A 23,284-nucleotide genomic window follows, 5' to 3' on the forward strand; every position below is an offset into this window, starting at 1 on the left:
TCGACTATCGATGACAGGGGATCGAGAACGTGAAGCGGGTGCCCCCGCGCTTGCCGGCGGCACATCCGACGCTCCCACCGTGGGCTTGGACGATGGCGCGGACGATGGCCAGACCCAATCCGCTGCCACTACGGTTGCGCGCTCGGGAGTCGTCACCGCGGACGAAGGCCTCGAAGATGTGGGCCGCCACCGCTTCGGGTATCCCCGGCCCCTCGTCCTCGATGCCGAGCGTGAACGCCTCGCCATCGCATTCGCCTTCAATGCACAACACCCCGGGCTTTGCATAACGCCGCGCGTTTTCCAGCAACGCAATCACGACCTGCCGGATACGCGCCACATCGCACTCGACCTGGCAGGACGGCAGGCGTACGTCGAGGGCAAGCTGGGCGGCCCGCAGATCCGGTTCGACAAGCTCGACGGTGGCGCGGATCTCCGCCGCCAGATCGACGACATCGGTACGCAGGCTCAGATGGCCGCTATCGGCCAGGCTCAACACGCGCAGATCCTCGATCAGGCGGGACAAGCCCTCGACCTGCGCGAGCAGACTGCGGAACAAAGCCTCGTCGGGCGGGAACACGCCTTCGGCCAATCCCTGCAGACGCCCACGCAGAATGGTGACCGGCGTTCTGAGTTCGTGAGCAATGGCCGCATTCCAGATGACAAGCTCGCCGGTCATGCGCTGCAGGCGCTCGGCCATGGAGTTGAAGTCCTCCACCAGCGCAGAGGCTTCGCCAGGCGAGTGATCCTCGGCATGGGCCCGGGCGTCGAGGTCACCGTGGGCAAGCCGCCGCACGCTCTCCGTCACCGAGTTGAGGGGCTGGATGATGCGCCGGGAAAAGCGGGTCGCCGTGTGCACCGCGAGCGCGAGGCCCAGGAGCGTGATCGCTGCGATCAGGATCCACTCCGAGGTGGTCGGCGGCCAGCTATCCGCGGTCGGAGAGACCAGGGACGGATTGAGCCGCATTGCGATGGCGTAGAACACGTAGAAGCTGACATGCAGCAGCAACATCACGCTCAGGGCCATCGCCGACATGGACAGCACAAGCTGGCGACTCAGGCCAGACTTGCTCATCAGGCGGTCTCCTCGAGGCGGTAGCCGACACCCCGCAGACTCACGGGCACGCCCTCGACGCCCACATCCTCCAGCTTTCGGCGCAGCTTGCTGATGTGGCTATCGACCGTCCGCTCCAGCACCTCCCCCTCCGGCAGGCAGGCGGCGATCAGCTCGGCCCGGCTGAAAACCCGACGCGGAGCCCGGGCCAGGTGGGCCAGAAGACGGAACTCGGTCAAGGTCAGGTTCAGGACGTGACGCGAGGCATCGTCACGCACCACGGCCACCCTGAACGCCTCGAGATCGATCTCCAGCGAGCCCACACGCAGCACCTCGCGACTTTCAAAGTCGACGCGACGCGTCCGTCTCAGCACGGCACGCACCCGGGCAGCCACCTCGGCCGGATTGAAGGGCTTCACCACGTAGTCGTCCGCGCCGATCCTGAGGGCCATCAGCTTGTCGATGTCCTGATCGTGGGCGGTCACCATGATGACGGGCGTCTGCCCCCGCGCCCGGACCTCGGACAGAACCTGCCAGCCATCCACGCAGGGCATCCGCACGTCCAGCAACATCAGATCAGGCTTCAGGGCGAGGTGCATGTCGAGCGCAGCCCGACCATCCGCGGCCCACACGGCACGTATTCCCTCCCGCGCCAGATAGGCCTTGAGGATGTCCACGATCTCCGGTTCGTCCTCTGCGATCAGCACCAGCGCCTGGGCGTCGCCACCGGCAGGTCGCTCAAAACCATGATTCATCCGCATCCTCACTGGAGATTGATGCCCGTCTCCATCGTTTCTCCATCCTTCTCCCGCTGAAGCCCAACACTGCGCGCCTAAGCTCGCGGTTTGATGTTCGGCCCACGTCGCGTCAAGCCCGGCCAGCCCCGATCTTCCATGAGACATACAACGCTTCTTCGCAGCATTTCGCTGCTTGGGCTCTCCGTGGCACTTTCGGCCTGCACTTCCGGGGAGCCGCCGGCGCAAGCTCCCGAGCCGCCGCTCGTCTCCACCATGCAGGTCGCGCGCACTTCCGTCCGCCTGCAGGACGAACTGCCGGGGCGAGTTGCCGCCGTGCGAAGCGCAGAGATCCGCCCCCAGGTTGGCGGCATCGTACTACGCCGTCTTTTCGAGCAGGGCGCAGAGGTGCGCGAGGGGCAGGCATTGTTTCAGATCAACCCGGCCCCCTTCAAGGCAGAGGTCGAGAGTTCGGAGGCGGCCCTCAAGCGTGCCGTGGCGGCACTCGAACGCGTCAGGTTGCAGGTCGAACGCCTCGAACCCCTGGTCGAGGCCGACGCGGTGAGCCGTCAGCTCTACGATGACGCGGTATCCCAGCGCAATCAGGCTGCGGCCGATGTCGCCCAGGCCCGCGCAACGCAGGCACGCAAGCAGCTGGATCTCGGCTTCGCCACCATCCGGGCACCGATCTCGGGACGTATCGGCGAGGAGATGGTGACCGAAGGCGCCCTGGTGGGTACCACCGATACGGCACCGATGGCGCGCATCCAGCAGATTGACCAGGTGTATGTGGATGTCCGTCAGCCGGCGTCGCGGCTCGAAGTCCTGCGTCGATCGGCGGGCCGGCCTCACGGGCCCGACGACCAGGCCACGATCCTCGACGCCCAGGGCAATCCCTATCCGGTCAAGGGTCAAATCCTGTTCTCGGGCATCAACGTGGACGCGGGAACCGGCGACGTGGTGCTGCGGATTCGCGTCGAGAACACCGAGCGCCAGCTGCTCCCGGGCATGTACGTCCGCGCCCGGGTTCCCCAGGGTGGGGCGACCGAGGGGATGCTGGTTCCGCAGCAGTCGATACTCCGGGCCGGCGACGGGCTGGCCCGCGTCTGGGTCATCGACGGATCGGGCAAGGCACACCAGAAGGCTGTCCAGCTCGGCCAGCTGGTGGATGGGCACTACCTTGTTTCCGGTGGCCTGAAGACAGGCGACAAGCTCGTCGTGGAGGGGCTGGATCGCCTCAAGGAGGGCGACGCCGTGACCGAGCAACCGTGGAAGGGCGCGCCGCCCTCGCCCGACATGGCGAAGCACTGAGAAAGGATCGAGCATGCCCGCCTTTTTCATCAGCCGACCCGTCTTTGCATGGGTCGTGGCGCTCTTCATCATCCTGCTCGGTCTCATCGCGATCCCGAAACTCCCGATCGCCCGCTATCCCAGCGTCGCACCGCCCGCGGTCAGCATCTACGCGGCGTATCCCGGCGCCACACCCCAGACCATGAACGACGCGGTTGTCGGTCTCATCGAGCGGGAGCTGTCCAGCGTCAAGAACCTGCTCTACTTCGAATCGTCCACCGACACCTCCGGCTCGGCGGAGATCCGGATCACCTTCAAACCCGGTACCCATCCCGAGCTCGCGCAGGTGGACGTGCAGAACCGCATCAAGACCGTCGAACCGAGGCTTCCGGCCGTGGTCCGCCAGAACGGACTCAAGTTTGAATCCGCGGCCTCGTCCTTCCTGATGATCGTGGGGCTGAAGGCCACCGACGGGCAGTACGACGAAGTCGCGCTGAGCGACTATCTGGCGCGCAACGTGGTTGAAGAACTGCGGCGCGTCGAAGGCGTCGGGCGGGTCCAGCTGTTCGGCTCGGAGCGGGCCATGCGGATCTGGGTTGATCCGGCGCGGCTGCAGTCTTACCAGCTCTCGATGGGCGACCTCAGCGACGCGATCACCCGCCAGAACGCCCAGATCGCCCCGGGCCGCGTGGGCGGCGCACCGACGGTGACCGGACAGCGGGTGACCATTCCGGTAACGGTTCAGGGGCAACTGCAGACCCCCGAGCAGTTCGCCGCGATCGTGCTGAAAGCCAGCCCGGACGGCGCCAAGGTGGTCCTCGGCGACGTCGCGCGGATCGAGCTTGGTGCGCAGACCTACGCCGAGTCCATCCGCGAGAACGGCCAGCCCGGTTCGGCGCTGGCGGTGCAGCTGGCCCCCGGGGCGAATGCGGTTCGTACCGCCGCAGCGGTCCGCGCGCGCCTGGCGGAACTCTCCGCTTCGATGCCGGCCGGAATCAGCTACTCCGTGCCCTTCGACACCGCCCCGTTCGTGCAGATCTCGATCGAGCAGGTCGTCCAGACGCTGCTCGAGGCAATGGTGCTGGTGTTCCTGGTGATGTACCTGTTCCTCCAGAACATCCGCTACACCCTGATCCCTGCCATCGTTGCGCCCATCGCCCTCCTCGGCACGTTTGCCGTGATGCTGGTGGCGGGCTTTTCAATCAACGTGCTGACGATGTTCGGGATGGTGCTGGCGATCGGCATCATCGTGGATGACGCGATCGTGGTCGTGGAAAACGTCGAGCGACTCATGGCGCATGAAGGCCTGTCGCCACGGGACGCAACGCAGAAGGCCATGAAGGAGATCAGCGGCGCCATCGTCGGCATCACCCTGGTGCTGATCGCGGTATTCATCCCGATGGCCTTCGCCAGTGGCTCGGTGGGGGTCATCTACCGCCAGTTCTCGCTGTCCATGGCCGTCGCCATCCTGTTCTCGGCGTTCCTCGCCCTCAGCCTGACACCGGCCCTGTGCGCCACCCTGCTCAAACCGGTGGCCGGACATCGGCCGGCGCGGGGTTTCTTCGGCTGGTTCAACCAGCGCTTCAGCCGGCTGACCGAGCTCTACGAGCACGGTGTGCTGGGCCTCGTCAAGCGGAGCGGCCGGGTCATGGTGCTGTTCGCCGCCCTGGTCGCGGCGCTGGGCGTGAGTCTGGATCGGCTGCCCTCCGCCTTCCTGCCGGAGGAGGATCAGGGCTACTTCATGACGTCCATCCAGCTCCCATCGGATGCCACCACGGAACGCACCCTCGAAATCGTCAAGACGTTCGAGGCGCACGCGGCCACCCGTCCCGGCATTGCGTCCACCCAGTCGGTACTCGGCTTCAGCTTCTCGGGGGCCGGCCCCAACGCAGCCGTCATCTTCTCGAACATGAAGGAATGGGAACACCGCGAAGGCGCCACGGCCCAGGAAGAGGTCGGCCTCGCCCAGGCGGCGATGGCGCATACGGCGGAGGGCATGGTCATGAACCTGATGCCGCCAGCCATTGAGGAACTGGGCACGTCGTCCGGTTTCAGCATGCGCCTCCAGGATAGAGCCAACCAGGGCTTCAGCGCCCTCATGAAAGCGCAGGACGCCCTACTCGCGATGGCTGCGCAGAACCCGGCCATTGCAATGGCCTACCCGGAGGGGCTCGCCCCGGGAAGCAATGTCCGCCTGGACATCGACCGCCAGAAAGCCGAGGCGCTGGGCGTTTCCTTTGCCAGCATCAGCGACACCCTGTCCACGGCCATGGGCTCGCTGTACGTCAACGACTTTCCCAATGCGGGACGGATGCAGCAGGTCATCATCCAGGCCGACGCCCGGGCACGCATGCAGGTGGAGGACATCCTGAAACTCTACGTCCGCAACAACGCCGGCGGCATGGTGCCGCTGGGCGAAGTGGTGACGCCGGTGTGGACCGATGCACCGCTACAGCTCATCCGCTACAAGGGCTATCCCGCGGTGCGTATCGCGGGGAGCGCCGCACCGGGCGTTTCAAGCGGTGAGGCGATGGCGGCCATGGAAGCCATGGTGGCGCAGCTGCCCGCCGGATTTGCGGTCGAATGGACGGGTCAATCATTGCAGGAGCGCGAGTCGGCCGCCCAGGCGCCCATGCTGATCGCCCTGTCGATGCTGGTCGTCTTCCTTGTGCTGGCCGCGCTTTACGAGAGCTGGGCGATCCCCCTCTCAGTCATGCTGGTCATCCCGCTCGGCTTGATCGGGGCGGTCCTGGCGGTCAGCCTGCGCGGCATGCCCAACGACGTGTTCTTCAAGGTCGGAATGATCACGGTCATCGGTCTTTCCGCCAAGAACGCCATCCTGATCATCGAGTTCGCCAGACAACTGCGCGAGCAGGGCATGACCCTGATCGACGCCGCCGTGGAAGCCTCCCGGCTGCGCTTGCGCCCGATCCTGATGACCTCGCTGGCCTTCGCACTGGGCGTCGTGCCCTTGATGCTGGCCAGTGGCGCCGGCGCGGAAACACAGCACGCAATCGGCACCGGCGTGTTTGGCGGAATGATCACGGCGACGCTGCTGGCCGTGTTCTTCGTTCCAGTCTTCTTCGTCTTTGTCCTGGGATTTCAGGCGCGGCTGCCACGACGCGCGGGCAAGGCCCGGACGATCCCGCACGAGAACTGAACCATGCACCACCTCTACACCTCGCTGGCCCTGCTGCTGGGCGGCTGTGCACTGACCCCGCCACTTGAGCGTCCGGCGCTACCGATTGCCGCCGTGTATGCCGATGGCACCGACACCGCCGGCAACGCCGCCGATCTGGGCTGGCGACAGATGTTCGGCGACCCGCGTCTGCAAGCACTGATCGCCACGGCGCTCGACAACAACCGGGATCTGCGCATCGCCGTCCTGAACATGGATGCCGTACGCGCCCAGTACGGCATCGAGCGAAGCGCCCTGCTTCCGCAGGTGGATGCCAACCTGCGCAGCGGGCGGGAGCGTACGCCGGCAAACCGGAGCATACCCACCATCGCGCAAGGCACCCATGCGGCAGGCGTCGCCATCAGCGCGTTCGAAATCGATCTTTTCGGCCGCGTGCGGGCGCTGTCCGAGGCGGCGCTGGCGCGCTATCTGGCAAGTGCCGAGGCGGCCCGCTCTGCCCGTATCAGCCTGGTTGCCGCCGTCGCAGATGCCTACATCGAAGAGCGTATGGCGATGGAACAGCTGCGCCTTACGGAGACCACTCTGGCGGACTGGCGCCAATCCCTGAATCTGGCGCGCCTGCTGAAGGACGCAAAGCAGAACAGCGGCCTCGATGTTGCCCAGGCGGAAGGTCAGGTTGCTTCTGCCGAGGCCGATCTCGAAGGCCGACGACGAGACCTCAAGCAGGCTCGCAACGCGCTCACCGTCCTCCTTGGAACGGCCATACCCGGCGATTTACCCGCCGGCATGCCGCTGGACGATCAACCCGTAGTACCTACTGCGCTACCTCCCGGCCTGCCCTCGGACCTCCTGCTGCGCCGCCCGGACATCCTGCAGGCAGAACAAAACCTGCGTGCGGCCAATGCCGACATAGGCGCCGCCCGAGCCGCGTTTTTTCCGCGCCTCTCGCTCACCGCAACGCTGGGCTACGCCAGCCCGGCTCTCGGCAGCCTATTCCAGGGCAGCCAGCTCGCCTGGGGCTTCACTCCACAATTGAGTCAGCCGCTGTTCAACCACGGCCGCCTCGAGGCGGCACTGGATCTCGCCCAGGCCCGGCGCTCCACTGCGGTTGCGGAATACGAAAAATCGATTCAGACAGCCTTTCGGGAAGTCGCCGACGGCCTCGCCGCCCAGGCCACACTGACCCGGCAGATCGAAGCCCAGCAACGGGTAGTCGCCAGCGCGGAGCGCCGGCGCGAGCTGTCCAGCCTGCGCTACCGCGCCGGACAGGACAGCCGCCTCGAACTACTGGACGCACAGCGCCAGGCGTACGCGGCCCGACAGAGCCTGCTGAGCCTGCAGCGCCTCGCCTTCAAGAGCACCCTTTCGCTCTACAAAGCCCTCGGTGGTGGCCTGCAGGAAACCACTGCTGATGCGACATTGGCCGAGCAGGCTGCGCCCATCAAGTCGCCCAGACTTTAGACAGCGCACTGGGCAGGCTGCGGCGGCCGGGATGGACTCAGGGATATGGAAGTTGTGTTCGAGCAGTCGCCCCAGCAGCAACGTCGTGATGCAGGCGCCGCGTGCCGTCACGCCAGCCCCATCGCTACACCGCATGCCCCAGACGTTTTCGTAGAAACAACGCCCGGCAGATACCCCGACGACAGCCGGAAAGAAACCGGTCAGTAACGCGCAAAACAAAACGGGCTAGGCCGAAGCCTAACCCGTTGTTTTCTTTGGTGCTGCTGACCGGAATCGAACTGGTGACCTACTGATTACGAATCAGAAGGTAAGCACATTTATTGACGTTGATGGGGATGCTCAAAAAATCAACAAATCATTGTAATAGTTGATTTTTTGTTCCAATGACGTTGATTCGAGTTGATGGACATTGCTAAAATCTGGCTACACAGTGGCTACACGGACTGTCCATGTAGCCAGCTCAGGAGCCGACGCCATGCAACGCGAACGACTGACCCTCGACAGAATCCGCCGCTTCTCGTGCCCCGCCGATGCAAAGCAGGCCTTTCTTTGGGACACCGACGCGCCCAGGCTCGCCGTGCGTGCAACGTCTGGATCTAAGTCCTTCGTCTTCGAATCCAAACTGAACCGGCGGACGATTCGCGTCACCATCGGTGACGTTAAGACGTGGAACTTGGACGACGCCCGGGCCGAGGCGCGCCGCTTGCAGGCGCTAACTGATCAAGGCATCGACCCCCGCCAAGAGAAGGCCGAGCGCATCGCCGCCATCGAGGCCAAACGCGAAGAGGCCCACCGCGTGGAGGCCCCTGCCCTTGAGGCATGGGAGGCCTATCTCGAGTCCCGCCGGCCGCGATGGGGTGCGCGTCACCTCGCCGCTCATGAGGACATGAGCAAGGAAGGCGGCGAGAAACGCACCAGAGGCCGCAGGAAGGGCGAGAAGGACACCACACTGCCCGGCGCCCTCCGGCCGCTCCTGGTGCTGCCCTTGGCCCAGATTGATGCCACGCGCGTCCGCGCTTGGTTGGAAGACGAGACTGCAAAGCGTGCGACCTCTGCCGCCCTGGCCTTCCGGCTGCTGAGGGCATTCCTCAACTGGTGCAGCGACCGCCCGGAATATAGCGATCAAGTGCACGCCGACGCCTGCGCGCCGCGCCTGGCCAAGGAGACTTTACCGAAGGCGTCCGCACGGGATGACTGCTTGCAGAAGGAGCAGATCCGACCGTGGTTCGCAGAAGTGAGGAAGCTAAGCCCGATTCTGTCCGCTTACCTGCAGGTCGTGCTGCTGACCGGCCCGCGCCGCAACGAGATGACGGCACTGCGCTGGGACGAAGTGGACTTCAGATGGAATGCCATGACCGTGCGGGACAAGGACGAAAGCAAGGGCGGCCTCGATGGGACGCGAACCATTCCCCTCACGCCGTACGTCAAGAGCTTGTTGCTGAAGCTCAAGGCACTCAACGAAACCCCTCCGCCGCAGTACCGTATTCTTGACGGTAAGAAGGTCGAGAACGACCTGAAGTCGTGGAATCCTTCTGAGTTCGTCTTTTGGAGTCGGAAGTCAGAATCTGGACACATCGAAGAGCCGCGCAAGGCGCACGATAAGGCGGTCGACGCGGCCGGCATCCCCGGCTTGACGATTCAGGGACTCCGCCGCAGCTTCTCGACGCTCGCCGAATGGGTAGAAGCCCCGGAAGGCGTTGTTGCGCAGATTCAGGGGCACAAGCCCAGCGCAACACGGGAGAAGCACTACAAGAAGCGCCCCCTCGACTTGCTGCGCATGTGGCACACGAAAATCGAACGGTGGGTTCTCGACGAGGCCGGTATCGAGCAGCCGGCCGGGGAGCAGGTACCGGGGCTGCGGGTGGTGGGCTGAACGTGAATTGTAAAGCGAGGATTTACGGTCTATGATTCTATCGTTCCGCCACAAGGGGCTGGAAACCTTCTTCCTCACCGGAAAGCAAGCCGGCATTCAGCCGATTCACGCCAAGCGCCTGCGGGACATGCTGACCGCACTGAACGCCGCCGCCGGCCCGGAAGACCTCGCCCGCCCGTCCTGGCGCCTGCATGGCCTGTCTGGCGACCGCGCCGGCTTCCTTGCCATGACGGTGCAAGCCAACTGGCGGCTTGTGTTCCGCTTCGAGGGTGGAAACGTGGAACTGCTCGATTATCTGGATTACCACTGAGGCCCGACACATGGACATGCACGACCCTTCGACTCCTGGCGAAATCCTGGCCGGCTGGCTGGAAGACCTATCTATGAGCGTGACGGCCTTCGCCGCCCATGTCGGCATCAGCCGCGTCATGCTCTCCCGCATCCTGAACGGTCACGCCGCCGTTACTGCCGACATGGACCTGCGCCTGCATGAAGCCCTCGGCACCTCGCCCGGCTACTGGCTGCGCCTGCAAACCCAGCGCGACCTTTGGGCAGCCAGCCAACGCGCCAAGGATCGGGCGCCCGTGGCACGCATCGCCGCCTGACCGAGCACCACCGCCGCGCCTAGGTCGGCCAACCGAAAAGCGGGACACCTTTACCCGCCTGGCGCGGCACCCAACTTGAAGGGCGCCGGAAGGAGCGCAAAGCAATGGGACCGTATGCATGGAACACGCTTGATGAGGCTGCAAGCTGGCTATCGAACGAACTTGGCAACATTGCGCTAACTGCCCGACAAGTTCTTGAACTTGGTGTGCGTGGGAAGGCCGCGTTTCATGTTGTGGTGCCTGAAGGATCTATTCCCCGGCCTTCTGGCCGAGGGTTCGGAGTGCTGAAAAACTTTTACGAAGGGTTCGTTCAGTTATCGTCCAATGATTGCCATTTAATTGCAGGACGAGGCTCGGTACGATTTTCCTCAGTCGGCCACCCCAGCGATCCCAACGAGTGGATCAAGCTCAATCACACCGTTGAACTGAATCAGGCGATGCTGCGTATAAGCGGCGATGAACTCAGAAGGATTGCCAGTGAGATTCATTCGAGGGTAAAGAAACGAGCTGTCGCCGAGTCTGAACGTCGAGTTTTCGGTGGTAGCGGCATCCATGGCAAGCAGCGGGAGCCGGCTGCGGGTGATGCGAGTGCAGAAGCCTCCGGCAACTGGAAAGATCATGCCCGCGCCATTGCTGACGAACTTTTCGACCACGACACAAAGCAGCAAACCCGCGACTCGCTTGACGGATACGCCAGACGAGTGATGGAAAAAATGCAAGAGCGCGGGATTCACGGGCCAAGAGGACGCTTTGACAACCACAACACTATCAAGCGAGACGCCTTACAGGGCTCAAAATGGTGGAGGGAAAAACCAAAATAGGGCCTGTGAAACATGGGAATTGTGGGGTTCCCACAAACTATTTTCTCCCACCGCAAAAATAGAAGCCTGAAACCCAGCATTGACGCGGGCTTCGGGCTTTTTTGCATTCCGCTGGCGATCACCGTCTCTCCGCCTTCCCCACCTGTGAAGTGGCGTTCACCAACGTTGATTGGATCGCATCCGGCGACTCTCAGCGATGGCTTCAAGCAGGAGACCCGCGAATGCAAGCAGCAACGATCCCCACCACCCTGCGTACGGACTATGCGTCCATCCTGCGCACCTACTCCACCGAAGAAGCCGCCACGATCCTGAAGGTTCGCCCGCAGACGTTGCGCGCCGCCGTTTGCCGCGACGGGCATTACTTCGGCGTTCGCCCCCAAAAAGCCCGGAATCGTTTTTTGATTTGGGACGCAGCCGCCGTCGATGCACTCCTGAATGGCGAGGTGGCGTGATGACCGCCGTCAAAAACACAGGCAATCGGGATGCCAAGCGGCCCCGTCGAGGTGTGCCAATCTGGCCAGACTGGCACCTATACGAGCGGCTCAAAGCGCAGATCCCGCGCACCCTCGATCACCTGGAATACGAGCGACGCCTCCGACAAGCGGCCGAGAAAGCGGGAGTATGAAATGAGCGTCCGCACTTTATCCAAGGTTTGGGACGGCTTCCCCGGCGGAGGCTCCGAGCTGCTGGCGCTCCTGGCGCTGGCGGACTGGTCCGACGATGAAGGTCGCTGCTTTCCCTCAATGGCAAGCATCGGCCGCAAGACCCGCCTTTCCGAGAAGCAGGCCCGGCGCATTGTGCACAATCTGGAAGAGGCGGGATTCCTGCGCGTAATCGGCGGCCAGACCGGCGGGGGGATGTCCCGCCGATATCAGATCGCTCTTGACCGGCTTACCCCTCCCGCCGATGGGAGGGCTCCCGCTGGTGGGAGGGCTCCCGCCGATGTCCCTAACCCCTCCCGCCCACGGGAGGGCACCCCTCCCACCCATGGGAGACGAACCGTCAGTGAACCGTCAAAGAACCGTCAGTTGATTGCGGACGAGCCGCCTGTCAGCAGCAAAGCTGCCGACCATTGCCCACATCAGCAGATCATTGATCTGTACCACCAGACCCTGCCGACAGGCCGCCAGGTACGAATCTGGAACGACACCCGCAAGGCGAAACTACGCGCCCGTTGGAAGGAAGACCCGAAGCGCCAGAGCCTCGAATGGTGGGGAAAGTTCTTCGGCTACGTCGCCGAGTCGGACTTCCTCACTGGCAAGACTGCCAGCGCGGGCCGGCCGCCGTTTGAGCTGGATCTCGAATGGATCGTCTCGCCAACGAACTTCGTGAAGATCATCGAAGGGAAGTATCACCGGGAGGCCGCAGCATGAACGCCCCCGACCTGCACAATCTCCCGCCCCATTCCCTTGAGGCGGAACACGGCCTGCTTGGTGCGATCCTGACCCACGGTGGCCCGGTACTCGACCGCATCGAGGGCACCGTCAGCGCCAGTGACTTCTACCGCGCCGACCATCACCTGATTTTCTCCGCTGCCAAGGCCTTGCACGATGCCGGCAAGCCGGTCGATCTGCTGACCGTTGCCGACGCGCTGGAAGCCCGCGGCGAGCGCAAGCAGACCGGTGGCCTCGCTTACCTGGGAGATATCGCCAACGGTGGCTTCACGGCGGCCAACGCCCGCAGCTACGCCGCCACGATCCGCGAGCGGGCCACCCTGCGCGGCCTGCAGCAGATCGCCGCCGATGTGCTGGCCGGCTGCACGAGCCCGGCGGGCCGCTCCCCAGCCGACATCGCCGCCGAAGCTGAAGCCTCCATGCAAGCGCTGGTGGACCACAGCGAAACCGAGCCGGTACGGCTGCAGGACGCGCTCTGCGACGTGCTCGCCGACGTAGAGGCCCGGCGGGAGCGTGGCGGCAACATCGCCGGCCTTGCCACCGGCTTCCGGCGCTTCGACGAGATGACCGGCGGCCTGGAGCCCGGGCAGTTGGTGATCGTGGCCGCCCGCCCCAGCGTCGGCAAGACCGTCGCCGGCTGCAACATCGCCTCCCACGCGGCAGCCGGCGGCACCCCAGTGCTGTTCTTCACCCTTGAGATGACCCGGCGCGAGATCGCCGCCCGCATCCTGGCGGCGCGCTCCGGCGTGTCAGTGCAGGCCATGCGTGCTGGCACCAGCGCCCGGGACGACTGGGACAACATGAGCACTGCGGTGGGCGCCTCAATGGCCTGGCCGATGTTCATCGACGATACCCCTGCCGTCACGGTCGCCTATGTCCGCGCCAAGGCCCGACGCATCCGGCGTGCCCAAGGCCTGGGGCTGGTGGTGATCGACTACCTCGGCCTGATGCGCGGCACCGGCGACAACCGGGCGCAAGAGGTCGGCAGCATCTCCCGCGGCCTGAAGGCGCTGGCCAAGGAATTGCAGGTGCCGGTAATTGCCCTCGCCCAGCTTAACCGTGCCAGCGAAACCCGGCCGAACCGCCAGCCGACCCTCGCCGACCTCCGGGATTCTGGCGAGATAGAGCAGGACGCCGACATCGTGGCCATGCTCCACCGCGAGGATATGAACCGCACGGCGCCGGAGTGGGAGGGATTGGCGCAGCTTTTCATCCGGAAGAACCGCAACGGCCCAACCGGGGAATGCCTACTCGCCCTGGACGGCCCGCGGATGCGCTTCAGAGACCACTATGGCTCCGTGCCATCCAATACAGTCCCCTCCGGCAAGTCGTCTAGGGGATTCCCTGAATGAGACCCAATGAAAGGAAGGATTGAGACATGGGCCTGTTTGATAATCTCGGCGTCAGCAAAGTGCTTGGCGGACTCTTCGGAGATGCCCCCGAAGCGCCGGACTACTCCGGCATCGCCAACGCCAACGAGAAGAGCGCACAGCTTGCCAAGGAAGCGGCGGACAACCAGCTTGCCTTCAGCAAGGATCAGTACGCATTCCTGCAGCCGTACCTGAAGAATCAGTTGCAGACTGGTCAGGACGTGGCGGCGCAGCAGCTTGCCGACTCCAAGAAGGCCAGCGAGCGCTCGGACGAGCAGTGGCAGCAGTACCAAGAGACCTTCCAACCCATCGAAGAGAAGATGGCGAAGGAGGCGATGGACTACGGCGGCGAAGCCGACCAAGAGCGCGCCACCGGCCAGGCTGCCGCCGATGTCTCCCAGCAGTTTCAGTCGCAGCGCGCCGCGGCGCAACGTCAGCTTGCCTCGATGGGCGTCAAGCCAAACTCTGGCGCCTTCATGGCGCAGAACCGCGAGGCGGATGCGGCTGAGGCTGCGGCCCGCGCTGCAGCGATGACCGGCACCCGGCAGGCGGTGAAGGACAAAGGCGTCTCTCTCCGGGCTGGCGCTGCCGCATTCGGCCGTAACCAGACCAACACCGCCGGCCAGCAGGTCGGGCTCTCGACCGGTGCCGGATCGTCGGCCACGCAGAGTGCCGGGGCTGGCGTCGGCTCAACGCTGGCTGCCGGAAACAGCCTCAATGCTGGCTACGGCGCCCAGATCGGCGCGGCGGGGACGACTATTCAGTCGAATCTCGGTCTTGGCAGTCTGCTGAACTCGGCCTACGGCAACGAGGCGCAGCTCTACGGCGCGCAAATGGCTGGACTGGGGCAGCTTGCGGGAACGGCTGCAGGCCTCTATGCAAAGCCCGCCGCCGGTGCCGCTGTGGCCTCTTCCAAGGACTTCAAGGAAGGAAAGCAGCCCTTTGACTCCCGAGAAGCCGTCGAAGCCTTCAAGCGCCTCAATGTCGATTCCTGGAAGTACAAGGACGGCATTGCCGATGGCGGCCGGCATGTCGGTCCCTACGCTGAGGATGTACAGCGAGAGCTCGGTGACGAGGTTGCCCCGGGCGGAAAGCAGATCGACCTAATTTCCATGTCCGGCGCCCAGGCTGCGGCCATCAAGGGGCTGGCCGAGAAAATGGAGCAGCAGGACGACACCATTGAAGCACTGACGGCGCGGCTTGCAGCGATGACGCGTGGCGGCAAATTCGGACTTCGGGGGTACGTATGAGCACCTGCACCTACCGCTTCACCGGCCCGGACGGCAAGGAAGTCACCATTGACGGAAAGGCCAAGATGCAAGCCTACATGGCTGCCAACCTAGATTTTTTTTCGGCTATGGGTAACTTTAACTTCGGGCGCAGGCCAGCAATTGCGGCTTCCGCACCGGAGCAAGGCGGCGCCATCGCCCGGCAGGCAGAAACGCTCGACTCGGCGGGCATGGCGCGGCCACTGGCGAGCCGGCGCGCATTCGCAACCTGGACGGGAGAGACGCCGGAGCGCATCCGCCGCGTGCTGGGGGAAGAGTTCGGAGAGGATGGCATCGCCCGCCTTGAACGTGTGGGTTTCCTGCGGATCGTGCCCAGCATGGACGCCGTGCCGGCCGACGTGCGCATCGACGGCGCTGAGGCGGTCTATGACCCGGCCGCGGGCGTCGCCTATCTGGTGGCAGACCGACTGAGCACTGAGCGTGCGCCTGCCGCACTGCTGCATGAACTGGGTGAGCATCACGGTCTAGAAGGCTTCGTCGGGCAAACTGGCTGGCGGGCCATCAAGGCGAAGATTGCCCGTTTCGCGGCCGACCCTACTTCGATATCGCACAACGCCTGGAAGGCCATCAAAGCAACCTATCCCGAGTTCGAGGGCATGGCCGATGCCGAACTCGCCAAGAACGACCGGTTCATTCATGAGGTGCTGGCGAAGCTGGGCGAGAGCTCAGCGGGTCGCTCGCAATCCCTGTGGCTCAACCTGGAAGGCTTTATCAAGCGCGGGCTACTCCGAATGGGATTGACGTTCCTGTTCGGTGAGCACGACGTGCCGGCCTTGGTCGACGGGTCGCTGCGCCGCCTGATGCGCGAAGGACGGGAGGCTGCCGGCACGGCGTTGGCACCTGAGCGCCCGATGGCATCGATACCGATTGGTGATGCGCTGCGCCAGCCGGAGGCGCGGCAAGCAATTCGCGACCGCATTGGCGATCTGTTCCACTCCAGCCGCACCTTCAACGTCCTGCACCGGACGGTGGGCACCCAGTACCACAAGGCCAAGGTTGACCCGCGCTACTTCGGCCGCGTGTTCAACATGGCGCAGCAGTACATCGACAACATCTCGAGAACCGCCAACGAGGCGGCCGACGTGGCGCCGGACCTGCTGCCGAAGATGGAGCGCATGGCCGACGCCTTCAAGCAGCTCTGGCACGCCCGCGCCGACGCAAAGGACGCGCAGGCGCTTGCCGCGCCCATCTTCGAGGGAACGATGGACGACAAGGTGTGGAGCGATGATGAACTTCGCCAGCGCTTCAGCCTGGACGACCGGCAGATCGGCCTGTACCGGCAGTTCCGCGCCGCGGTGGATCGCTCCCTGGACGAGCTCGCCCTGTCTGAGATGACGCGCTCCGCGAAGATGGCGAAGCTGCAGCCTGCCCCGCGCGAGATGAACCTGCGCGAGGCACTCGCCTTCTACATGGAGCAGATCGAGCCCGACATCGAGCAGCTTCAGGGCGAGCTCTCCGAACTGAAGGAGCGCCAAGCGTTCGAGCGCGACCAGCTTGAGGAAGCCGCCCAGAACGGCGACAGCGGAGCCGACGAGCGCCGCCGGTATGCTGACCTCCGCGAGAGCATGAACGCGCGCCACGCGGCCGAATCCGCGGCCCTGAAGGCTCGCATCGAAGACATGGCCGAGCTGCTGAAGGCGACGCAGGGCAAGGTCGAGCAGATCGAGCGCCTGAAGGCCACCGGCTACGCCCCGCTGATGCGTTTCGGCCAATACACGGTGGACGTGTTCGAGTCCGGCGACGACGGCAAGCCGCTGAAGAACGCTGACGGCGAGGAAATCCGGCATTTCTTCGGGATGTTCGAGAGCGAGGCCGAGGCCAACGAGGCGGCCCGCGCGCTGCGCGAGGAATACCCGAACGCCACGATCAACCAGGGTGTGATGTCGCAGGACTCCTTCCGCCTGTTCCGCGGCGTGACGCCGGAGACGGTCGAGGTGTTCGCCCGCATGATGGGTGAAGAGCAGTCCGAGGTGTTCCAGAAGTACCTCAAGCAAGCGGTGAACAACCGCTCGGCCCTTAAGCGCCTGATTCAGCGCAAGGGCATCGCCGGCTTCGAGAAAGACCCGGTGCGCGTGCTGGCCGCCTTCCTGACCAGCAACGCCCGCGCGACGGCTGCCAACTACCACTTTGGCGACATGCTCCGCGCTGCATCCGAGATCCCGAAGGAGAAGGGCGACGTGAAGGATGAGGCGATCAAGCTGATCGACTACATCCAGAACCCGGGCGACGAGGCGGCTTCGCTGCGCGGCCTGCTGTTCATGCACTTCCTGGGCGGCTCCGTGGCTGCCGCGATGGTGAACATGACCCAGACCTTCACCATGACCTTCCCGTACCTGGCGCAGTTCGGCGGTGACGTGGTGGGGAACCTGAAGGAAGCGATGGGGTTGGCGGGCCGCCGGCTGTTCAACAAGAACGCCGACGTGCCGGAAGAACTGAAGTTGGCCCTGCAGCGCGCCGAGGATGAGGGGGTGGTGTCTCCGCACGAAATCCACATGCTTCAGGGCGAGTCGATGCGCACCGGCTGGTTCCAGAACAACCGCTACATGCGCTCCATCGGCAAGGTGTGGGGCAGTTTCTTCTCCCTGGCCGAGCACTTCAACCGTGACGTAGCGTTCATCGCGGCGTACCGGTCAGCGCTCCAGCGCAACCTGAGCGACGAGCAGGCTTACGAGTTCGCCAAGGCGGCGGTGATAGAGACGCAAGGCCTTTTCTCCCGCGCCAATCGCCCGAACTGGGCGCGCGGTGCGGTGGGTGCGACCATCTTCACCTTCAAGCAGTTCACCATCAGCTATCTGGAGTTCCTGAAGCGCTTGCCGTCGCGGGAACGTGCGATTGCCCTGGCGGTGCTGTGGGTGTTCGCCGGCATGTCTGGCATGCCGTTTTCGGACGATCTGGACGACCTGATCGACACCATCGCGCACATGCTGGGCTTCGCCTGGGACAACAAGGCCGGGCGCCGTGCCTTCCTCACTGCGACCCTTGGCCGGGACGCAGCAGGCTTCGTCCTGCACGGAGTGTCCGCCGGTTTGCCGCTCGACATCTCCGGCCGGATGGGAATGGCGAATCTGATTCCCGCGACCGGGTTGCTTGACCCCGCCAAGCAGGACAAGGCGCGGGAGGTGCTGGAGCTTGCAGGGCCGGCGGGAAGCGCCATCCAGACTTACCTGCGTGGTTTCGACAAGCTGCACGGTGGCGTGGGTGATGTGGGCGATGTGCTAGATCTGCTTGGCACGGTTGCCCCCGTGGCGCTCTCGAACGTCGCCAAGGGCGCGGCGATGGCGAGCGACGGCTACTACTCCGACACCAAGGGCCGGAAGGTGGTGGACACTGACCTGGGCGATGCGCTCGCCAAGGCCATCGGCTTCAGCCCGTCCGTGGTCGCCAAATCGGGCCGGGCGCGGGAGGAAGTGTTCAACCAGGCGGCAATGCTGCGCGACATGAAGGCGCGAATCTCAGAGCGGTGGGCGGAGGGTATCGCCCAGAGGGAGCCGGAGAAGGCAGCAGAGGCCCGCGAGATGCTCGCACACTGGAACGCGAACAATCCCGAAACGCCGATCCGCATTGATCTGGCGGCAGTTCTCCGGAGAGCCAGGCTCGCAAGGATGACCGCAGCGGGACGAACTCTCAAAGCGACGCCGAAGGAGCTTCGGCAAGCTGCGGCCGAGGTGGTGGAGCAGGATTGAGAGATTGCAGTCGGGGGTGTTACCGAGGGTGTTACCGGCAATAGCCGCGAGGTGTAACAGGGGGTGTGACAACGGAGCGCCGCGGTGTGCACGTCGGTGTGCACGCCGTGGCGGTTCGAGTCTGGCTGCAGGTCATCGGATAAAAAATTGAGGCTCTGGAAACTACAACTTCAGGTTGATAGAAAAACTTAACTTATTGAATTTATTGATATATGTTGTAATTTAAATGCGTTTATCGCATGATTTGGTCATGTCAAATCACAGGGGTAAGCGAAATGTCCAAGATCGATAATCGTCCTGAAGTTTCACTTCGTCACGTGTTCCCGTCTGGAGCCACGCACTTCAGCGGATGGAGCGACTACGTGTTCATCGCGACGGATGCCGAGTTGCTGGCTGACGGGATTGCAGCCGGCAATGACCTGCCAACCAGGCGCGTGGGGAACCGCCGAATGAACCGGCTTTGCATCGGTGGTGCCGCTGAGTTCTCTCGGTTGCGAGACGGGCGCATCGAGGCCTCCATCCCGATTGCTGACGTAGCGCGGCGTGATGCGGGCTTTCAGCGGATGCTCGACGGCATCCTTGGAGATTGGCGCCTGAGTCTCGTCGCCGGGGAGGACAAGCAATGAGCGCCCCCGTCGATACCGATTTCTTGCGGCTCGCTCATCAACGGAGCTGCACGCTCCCTGATCGTTTTGGAGACTTCAGGCGGATCGTGGCGAAGCTGGAGGCCGGCTTTCTTGGCGCCGATGATCTGAACGCCGTGGTCGAGCGCATTCGAGCAGGAGCGGTGACGTTCGATGAAGGGTTGGCCTCGCTTGCGGCAACTCACTGAAAACTCATGCGTTGAGGCACTACGGTGCCTCGTTCACGTGATGAATCTTGTTGCAGTAGTGGCAGCGCACGTTCCCAGAGTACCCGATAGGTAGTGGCAATACCGTTCCACATGAGCAACGAACTTCTGATCTGCTTGCCTTTTTCAGGGTATTTAAAGGCGCCTTGCTGGTTGTGTCTGATGCGGCTGCTCGCTCTCTGTTCAAGGTGATGTAGAAAACCCATGTAGCAATCATGGCCCCGCCAACATCAAGGGGGTTGTGAACCTCAATGCCGGGGGCTACAGCATGGAGTCGTAAGACCTTGAGCACGGAGAGGATGGCCGCGCTTCCTATGAAGCATCCCGCCGTTAATACCCATGTTTGAAGCCGGCTCGCCCCACCGTCCTTAAAGGCCAGGCCGTTCATTGCCTTCGTACAGGCAAACACAAAAACGACATATGCAAGGGAGTCGATCAGCATCATTTCTCTCTGGGGTATGCCCGCGCGGTGGTGTTTTCAGTTCCGTATGCACTGCATGGCGTAGCCCTGGAGGCCGGCTGGGCCGGTGAACGGGACTGGATTGACGGACGCGCAGCCGGCGGCGCTGAGGGGAACCGCAACAGAAGACATTCTCGACAGCATCGTTCTTTCTTCACTCGATGACGGCACCAGCATCTGAAACGACACCAAATTCCTACAGTTGTGGGAAGACCGCATTGTATGCCGGCTGCGAAATTCCTCCTATCGTAGGAGGAACGGTTTGGACGCAGCGGCAGCATTCGGAAAGGTTCTCAGGAGGCTTCGGCGTCAGCGCGGGCTGACCCAGGAGCAGCTTGGGCTTGAATCCGACTTGCGGCGGACTTACGTGAGCGTCCTGGAGTTGGGGCGCCAGCAGCCGAGCCTCACGACGATTTTGAAATTGGCCGCTGCGCTGGGCGAACCACCTGGCGCCCTGGTCGACTTGGCTGCGGATGAGTTACGTCGCGGCCACCACAAGCCGCGTCAGTCTTGAGGCACCCCAATCGACCCGCCCGCGTGGCGGGTTTTTCGTTGCTGTCGCCTGGAACCGGGCGAGGCGAGGTGGTCTGACCTGTGGGGGAGTGATCGTTCTGGCACCGTGGGAAGTGGCGGGATAAAGCGGGAAGAGCCGCGCGGGGCTTGGGATTCAGGGCCAGGCCGGGATGTGTGAGGCCTGGCACTAAATTGGACGGAACCGGTTCAGAAGTGATCGAATTTGCGCGAGAGTTGGCGCGGATATGATCAGGATTCGGCTTACTTTGAACGGTTAGGATCAACGAGCCACGCGAGACTTAACGCGTCATCCAGGATGTCGGAGTTAAGCGCGATGCGAGTGCGGTTGGCGGGACTATCGGTAATCGCACAGATGGCTCGGCTTGCGGCGCGCGCGATAGCCATGCGCTGTTCGGGAGGTGTGTCCGATGGCAGCCAAGTCGCTTTCGTCAGCGCGATCCCCAGCGCCACGAGCAGCTCGGCGTCGGAAGCCTCGGAGGTGGTGCCTACCTTCACCGTGCCGCGTGCGATCGCAGCCTGAAACTGGGCGCTAGCCTTACCTATGTCATGAAGTGCGGAGAGCTGCTGGACTCTCTGCACGTAATCGCCATTTTCATCTAGCGTGCCGTTGGCCTGCCCCTGCAGCAGCATAGGACGACGGCCGGCCGTCTTCGCCGCAATAACCTCATCCCTCGCCACCTCTTCGCCATTCAGGTGGCGACGTATGAGCTCCAGCAGTTCGGCTGGCGGCTCGTATTCATGCTTCAGCCCACCCCTCCCTCTGCTGCGGACTGCCCTTGACGGCCATTCGACGGCCTTGAGCAGGTCACGCCATGCCCTAGACGTACCTGGAAGCCCAGGAAGCCTGAACGAAGCAAACTCCTCAGCGCTGAAAGCTGATCTTCCTAATAGCTCCTTATTTTGGAAGTCTGCTTCCTTTTTCATTGCCTGGCTTCCAAAAAAATAAATGTATTAAAAACATGCATTTGCACGTGTTTTGACGCGGCTTTCCAAAAAACACAAAAAGGAATCTTGACGGCTTCTTTTTGATTCCTTATTCTGCGCACATCAAAACGCAGAACGAGGTTTAGACATGGCCCGCAAACCCCGCGCCGACTGGGACGCAGAAGACGTCAAGGCGGCGGTCCGGAAGTCTTCCCACAAGAGCTTTGCAGCCCTGGGCCGCGCCCACGGGCTTGAGGCCGGCACGCTGCGTGCAGCGCTGACCAAGAGCGCGCCGCGGTACGAGGCGATCATTGCAGCGGCGCTGGGCCTGCAGCCCCAGGACATCTGGCCCAGCCGTTACACCCATGAGGCGTTGAAGGCGAACCCGTGGCGGCGGTTTGCGCTGGCTCGCGGCGCTGGAAATTCGGAAGGATTTGAACCCGAAGGAAAGCACAAAACCGCGCTAGGAATGGATTCTACGCGGCGCCCCGGTCGACGCAATGTCGACCGTACTGACATGTCTGTGGCGGGGGTTTGATCATGTTCATTCGTGACTACGCCCTCAACACGATGATCGAGTGCGACACCGCGCGCTTCTGGAATGCTGGCCTGGAGATTTTTGGCCAGGACTGGGATGCGCTTGTGGTTTGGACGCATGGAGCTTGACATGCGCCGAATCGACACCCTGACCGGCGACCTGTTTGCGCTCTTGCCGCGGGCTGCGGAGAAGGCGCCGGGTAGCCAGAACTACTGCGCCGAAGTGGCTCACCTGGTGAGCGAGGCCCTGGCATCGGCCGGTGTTGATCGCATCGAAGTGGCTGCGCGGATGACCCGCCTATCTGGCCGTGATGTGAGCAAGGACATGCTCTACGGCTACACGGCGGAGAGCCGCGACGCCTACAACCTTCCCTTCTACCTCGCGCCGGTGCTGGAAGCGGCGTGCGAGACCCACATCCTGACCCACTGGCTCGCCGAGAAACGCGGCGGCCAGCTGCTGGTTGGCAAGGCCGCGCTGGACGCGGAAATCGGAAAGCTGGAGCGCGCCCGTGACGAGGCAGGCAAGCGCATCCGGCAACTCAAACACGTGATGGGAGAACTGGAATGACCCCCAGCAAATTCTCGGCGGCCACGCGCGCACGCCGAAGCGCTCGGCTCGCCCGGCGCAACCGCGGTTACGACCTGACCTGCCTCAAACGGAATCGGCTGAACGATCTCACCACGAGCCGTCGCCACTGCAAGCAGTACCTCACCAACGCCCGCCGTAAGGGCTGGCTGGTTCTCACCAAAGAATGGAGGGATCTGTAATGAGCACCGAAACCAAGCCCGAGCAGGATTGGCTTAACGCCACGACCGAAGCCCGCAAGCATGCATTCAATGTCGCCGCCGCAGTGCCCCCCGAGATGCTGAAGGGCATGCACAAATCGGTATGCGTTGCCCTGCAGGTGTGCGCCTTCCTTCAGGAGAAGGGTTTTGATGGGGCCGACCCTGCTGTTCTCGAAGGGTTGTTTATCGCCCTTCAGATGATGGGCGGCCCCGCTGGAGCCGCCAACGTGGTTGGTTACTGCTCGGTCAGGAGCGCCTGAACGTGTTTGAAGAGGTAGTCAAACACCGCCACAACTTGAGGGTCTTCGCTGGACTTGATCATCCTCTGGAGGCTGACGTCGTGGATCTGCCTGCTTTCAATCAGCGCGACGGTGAGTTGAGTGGCGAGTTTGGCTGCTTCGAGTTTGTCAGTCATGAGGGTTCTTCCGTGAAGTTGAATGGTATGCAAGTTGGACGCCTGCAGCGCCATTCTAGCGGCATGAA

General features: G+C 63.4%; 25 protein-coding genes. 20 read left to right on the forward strand and 5 right to left on the reverse strand.

Annotated features, from left to right (window positions below; all coding sequences use genetic code 11):
* Positions 1-4 precede the first annotated feature (4 nt).
* Together GH681_RS01135 and GH681_RS01140 are read right to left on the reverse strand one after the other, a co-directional pair.
* Positions 5-1,072, reverse strand: coding sequence for an ATP-binding protein (locus tag GH681_RS01135; protein ID WP_153159618.1), 1,068 nt, complete (start codon positions 1,070-1,072; stop codon positions 5-7).
* Positions 1,072-1,806 carry a response regulator gene (locus GH681_RS01140; protein WP_153159619.1) on the reverse strand — a complete coding sequence of 245 codons (735 nt, stop codon included), beginning with the start codon at positions 1,804-1,806 and terminating at the stop codon, positions 1,072-1,074. Before GH681_RS01140 ends, GH681_RS01135 begins: the two co-directional genes overlap by 1 nt.
* A gap of 138 nt (positions 1,807-1,944) precedes the next feature.
* Here GH681_RS01140 and GH681_RS01145 point away from each other — a divergent pair, with 138 nt between their 5' ends.
* The 14 genes from GH681_RS01145 to GH681_RS01210 all read left to right on the forward strand — a co-directional run bounded on the left by GH681_RS01145 (position 1,945) and on the right by GH681_RS01210 (position 19,542).
* On the forward strand, positions 1,945-3,096 hold the full coding sequence (locus GH681_RS01145) for an efflux RND transporter periplasmic adaptor subunit (RefSeq protein ID WP_153159620.1): 1,152 nt from the start codon (positions 1,945-1,947) through the stop codon (positions 3,094-3,096).
* 13 nt (positions 3,097-3,109) lie between these two features.
* Complete coding sequence (locus GH681_RS01150; RefSeq protein WP_153159621.1) at positions 3,110-6,235, forward strand: multidrug efflux RND transporter permease subunit; 3,126 nt, start codon at positions 3,110-3,112, stop codon at positions 6,233-6,235.
* 3 nt (positions 6,236-6,238) lie between these two features.
* Positions 6,239-7,675 carry an efflux transporter outer membrane subunit gene (locus tag GH681_RS01155; RefSeq protein ID WP_153159622.1) on the forward strand — a complete coding sequence of 479 codons (1,437 nt, stop codon included), beginning with the start codon at positions 6,239-6,241 and terminating at the stop codon, positions 7,673-7,675.
* A 475-nt stretch (positions 7,676-8,150) separates the two neighbouring features.
* The gene (locus GH681_RS01160; protein ID WP_153159623.1) at positions 8,151-9,548 is read left to right on the forward strand and encodes an integrase family protein; all 1,398 of its coding nucleotides are present in this window, start codon (positions 8,151-8,153) and stop codon (positions 9,546-9,548) included.
* A gap of 31 nt (positions 9,549-9,579) precedes the next feature.
* A complete protein-coding gene (locus tag GH681_RS01165) occupies positions 9,580-9,858 on the forward strand; it encodes a type II toxin-antitoxin system RelE/ParE family toxin (protein ID WP_153159624.1) in 279 nt (92 codons plus the stop codon).
* A 16-nt stretch (positions 9,859-9,874) separates the two neighbouring features.
* On the forward strand, positions 9,875-10,153 hold the full coding sequence (locus tag GH681_RS01170) for a HigA family addiction module antitoxin (RefSeq protein ID WP_228111730.1): 279 nt from the start codon (positions 9,875-9,877) through the stop codon (positions 10,151-10,153).
* Between the two features lie 104 nt (positions 10,154-10,257).
* Positions 10,258-10,974 (forward strand): hypothetical protein, encoded by a 717-nt coding sequence (locus GH681_RS01175; protein ID WP_153159626.1) that lies wholly within the window; start codon positions 10,258-10,260, stop codon positions 10,972-10,974.
* Between the two features lie 221 nt (positions 10,975-11,195).
* Positions 11,196-11,426: a hypothetical protein gene (locus tag GH681_RS01180; protein WP_153159627.1), complete on the forward strand. Its 231-nt coding sequence runs from the start codon at positions 11,196-11,198 to the stop codon at positions 11,424-11,426.
* Between the two features lie 174 nt (positions 11,427-11,600).
* Positions 11,601-12,347 (forward strand): helix-turn-helix domain-containing protein, encoded by a 747-nt coding sequence (locus tag GH681_RS01185; RefSeq protein ID WP_194271097.1) that lies wholly within the window; start codon positions 11,601-11,603, stop codon positions 12,345-12,347.
* The gene (dnaB, locus tag GH681_RS01190) at positions 12,344-13,720 is read left to right on the forward strand and encodes a replicative DNA helicase (RefSeq protein WP_194271098.1); all 1,377 of its coding nucleotides are present in this window, start codon (positions 12,344-12,346) and stop codon (positions 13,718-13,720) included. The genes GH681_RS01185 and dnaB overlap by 4 nt, the downstream gene beginning before the upstream one ends.
* Positions 13,721-13,746: 26 nt before the next feature.
* Positions 13,747-14,988, forward strand: coding sequence for a tail fiber domain-containing protein (locus tag GH681_RS01195; protein WP_153159630.1), 1,242 nt, complete (start codon positions 13,747-13,749; stop codon positions 14,986-14,988).
* Positions 14,985-18,710 (forward strand): PLxRFG domain-containing protein, encoded by a 3,726-nt coding sequence (locus GH681_RS01200; RefSeq protein ID WP_153159631.1) that lies wholly within the window; start codon positions 14,985-14,987, stop codon positions 18,708-18,710. The genes GH681_RS01195 and GH681_RS01200 overlap by 4 nt, the downstream gene beginning before the upstream one ends.
* A 275-nt stretch (positions 18,711-18,985) precedes the next feature.
* Positions 18,986-19,336, forward strand: a complete 351-nt coding sequence (locus GH681_RS01205) for a hypothetical protein (protein ID WP_153159632.1) — start codon at positions 18,986-18,988, stop codon at positions 19,334-19,336.
* Positions 19,333-19,542: a hypothetical protein gene (locus GH681_RS01210; RefSeq protein WP_153159633.1), complete on the forward strand. Its 210-nt coding sequence runs from the start codon at positions 19,333-19,335 to the stop codon at positions 19,540-19,542. Before GH681_RS01205 ends, GH681_RS01210 begins: the two co-directional genes overlap by 4 nt.
* A gap of 19 nt (positions 19,543-19,561) precedes the next feature.
* Here GH681_RS01210 and GH681_RS01215 read toward each other — a convergent pair whose 3' ends face one another.
* The gene (locus GH681_RS01215; protein WP_153159634.1) at positions 19,562-20,005 is read right to left on the reverse strand and encodes a hypothetical protein; all 444 of its coding nucleotides are present in this window, start codon (positions 20,003-20,005) and stop codon (positions 19,562-19,564) included.
* A 277-nt stretch (positions 20,006-20,282) separates the two neighbouring features.
* Here GH681_RS01215 and GH681_RS24090 point away from each other — a divergent pair, with 277 nt between their 5' ends.
* On the forward strand, positions 20,283-20,534 hold the full coding sequence (locus GH681_RS24090; protein WP_153159635.1) for a helix-turn-helix transcriptional regulator: 252 nt from the start codon (positions 20,283-20,285) through the stop codon (positions 20,532-20,534).
* Positions 20,535-20,794: 260 nt separating this feature from the next.
* Here GH681_RS24090 and GH681_RS01225 read toward each other — a convergent pair whose 3' ends face one another.
* Positions 20,795-21,478 (reverse strand): hypothetical protein, encoded by a 684-nt coding sequence (locus GH681_RS01225; protein ID WP_153159636.1) that lies wholly within the window; start codon positions 21,476-21,478, stop codon positions 20,795-20,797.
* A gap of 148 nt (positions 21,479-21,626) precedes the next feature.
* On the opposite strand from GH681_RS01225, the gene GH681_RS01230 reads away from it, so the two are divergent.
* From GH681_RS01230 to GH681_RS01245, 5 genes are read left to right on the forward strand one after another with little or no spacing between them, the layout of a single operon-like run.
* On the forward strand, positions 21,627-22,016 hold the full coding sequence (locus GH681_RS01230; RefSeq protein ID WP_153159637.1) for a helix-turn-helix domain-containing protein: 390 nt from the start codon (positions 21,627-21,629) through the stop codon (positions 22,014-22,016).
* Positions 22,017-22,018: 2 nt separating this feature from the next.
* Positions 22,019-22,144, forward strand: coding sequence for a hypothetical protein (locus GH681_RS23905; RefSeq protein ID WP_255425173.1), 126 nt, complete (start codon positions 22,019-22,021; stop codon positions 22,142-22,144).
* Position 22,145: 1 nt separating this feature from the next.
* Positions 22,146-22,583: a hypothetical protein gene (locus GH681_RS01235; protein ID WP_153159638.1), complete on the forward strand. Its 438-nt coding sequence runs from the start codon at positions 22,146-22,148 to the stop codon at positions 22,581-22,583.
* Positions 22,580-22,783 carry a hypothetical protein gene (locus tag GH681_RS01240; protein ID WP_153159639.1) on the forward strand — a complete coding sequence of 68 codons (204 nt, stop codon included), beginning with the start codon at positions 22,580-22,582 and terminating at the stop codon, positions 22,781-22,783. Before GH681_RS01235 ends, GH681_RS01240 begins: the two co-directional genes overlap by 4 nt.
* Entirely contained in the window at positions 22,783-23,061 is a 279-nt protein-coding gene (locus tag GH681_RS01245) for a hypothetical protein (protein WP_153159640.1), read from the forward strand. Before GH681_RS01240 ends, GH681_RS01245 begins: the two co-directional genes overlap by 1 nt.
* Here GH681_RS01245 and GH681_RS01250 read toward each other — a convergent pair.
* Entirely contained in the window at positions 23,037-23,216 is a 180-nt protein-coding gene (locus GH681_RS01250) for a hypothetical protein (RefSeq protein ID WP_153159641.1), read from the reverse strand. The two genes, GH681_RS01245 and GH681_RS01250, sit on opposite strands and share 25 nt — an antisense overlap.
* Between the last annotated feature and the right edge of the window lie 68 nt (positions 23,217-23,284).

It is taken from the genome of Zoogloea sp. 1C4 (genome assembly GCF_009469605.1).
Classification (GTDB): Bacteria; Pseudomonadota; Gammaproteobacteria; order Burkholderiales; family Rhodocyclaceae; genus Zoogloea; species Zoogloea oryzae.

Coding starts and splice junctions, on each gene's coding strand:
- GH681_RS01185 (WP_194271097.1), top strand. CDS start 11,601: ATGAGCGTCCGCACTTTATCCAAGGTTTGGGACGGCTTCCCCGGCGGA.
- GH681_RS01140 (WP_153159619.1), bottom strand. CDS start 1,806: ATGAATCATGGTTTTGAGCGACCTGCCGGTGGCGACGCCCAGGCGCTG.
- GH681_RS01210 (WP_153159633.1), top strand. CDS start 19,333: ATGAGCGCCCCCGTCGATACCGATTTCTTGCGGCTCGCTCATCAACGG.
- GH681_RS01195 (WP_153159630.1), top strand. CDS start 13,747: ATGGGCCTGTTTGATAATCTCGGCGTCAGCAAAGTGCTTGGCGGACTC.
- GH681_RS01160 (WP_153159623.1), top strand. CDS start 8,151: ATGCAACGCGAACGACTGACCCTCGACAGAATCCGCCGCTTCTCGTGC.
- GH681_RS01150 (WP_153159621.1), top strand. CDS start 3,110: ATGCCCGCCTTTTTCATCAGCCGACCCGTCTTTGCATGGGTCGTGGCG.
- GH681_RS01225 (WP_153159636.1), bottom strand. CDS start 21,478: ATGAAAAAGGAAGCAGACTTCCAAAATAAGGAGCTATTAGGAAGATCA.
- GH681_RS01200 (WP_153159631.1), top strand. CDS start 14,985: ATGAGCACCTGCACCTACCGCTTCACCGGCCCGGACGGCAAGGAAGTC.
- GH681_RS01205 (WP_153159632.1), top strand. CDS start 18,986: ATGTCCAAGATCGATAATCGTCCTGAAGTTTCACTTCGTCACGTGTTC.
- GH681_RS01180 (WP_153159627.1), top strand. CDS start 11,196: ATGCAAGCAGCAACGATCCCCACCACCCTGCGTACGGACTATGCGTCC.
- GH681_RS01240 (WP_153159639.1), top strand. CDS start 22,580: ATGACCCCCAGCAAATTCTCGGCGGCCACGCGCGCACGCCGAAGCGCT.
- dnaB (WP_194271098.1), top strand. CDS start 12,344: ATGAACGCCCCCGACCTGCACAATCTCCCGCCCCATTCCCTTGAGGCG.
- GH681_RS01175 (WP_153159626.1), top strand. CDS start 10,258: ATGGGACCGTATGCATGGAACACGCTTGATGAGGCTGCAAGCTGGCTA.
- GH681_RS01145 (WP_153159620.1), top strand. CDS start 1,945: ATGAGACATACAACGCTTCTTCGCAGCATTTCGCTGCTTGGGCTCTCC.
- GH681_RS01250 (WP_153159641.1), bottom strand. CDS start 23,216: ATGACTGACAAACTCGAAGCAGCCAAACTCGCCACTCAACTCACCGTC.
- GH681_RS01245 (WP_153159640.1), top strand. CDS start 22,783: ATGAGCACCGAAACCAAGCCCGAGCAGGATTGGCTTAACGCCACGACC.
- GH681_RS01235 (WP_153159638.1), top strand. CDS start 22,146: ATGCGCCGAATCGACACCCTGACCGGCGACCTGTTTGCGCTCTTGCCG.
- GH681_RS01215 (WP_153159634.1), bottom strand. CDS start 20,005: ATGATGCTGATCGACTCCCTTGCATATGTCGTTTTTGTGTTTGCCTGT.
- GH681_RS01170 (WP_228111730.1), top strand. CDS start 9,875: ATGCACGACCCTTCGACTCCTGGCGAAATCCTGGCCGGCTGGCTGGAA.
- GH681_RS01135 (WP_153159618.1), bottom strand. CDS start 1,072: ATGAGCAAGTCTGGCCTGAGTCGCCAGCTTGTGCTGTCCATGTCGGCG.
- GH681_RS01155 (WP_153159622.1), top strand. CDS start 6,239: ATGCACCACCTCTACACCTCGCTGGCCCTGCTGCTGGGCGGCTGTGCA.
- GH681_RS01230 (WP_153159637.1), top strand. CDS start 21,627: ATGGCCCGCAAACCCCGCGCCGACTGGGACGCAGAAGACGTCAAGGCG.
- GH681_RS23905 (WP_255425173.1), top strand. CDS start 22,019: ATGTTCATTCGTGACTACGCCCTCAACACGATGATCGAGTGCGACACC.
- GH681_RS01165 (WP_153159624.1), top strand. CDS start 9,580: ATGATTCTATCGTTCCGCCACAAGGGGCTGGAAACCTTCTTCCTCACC.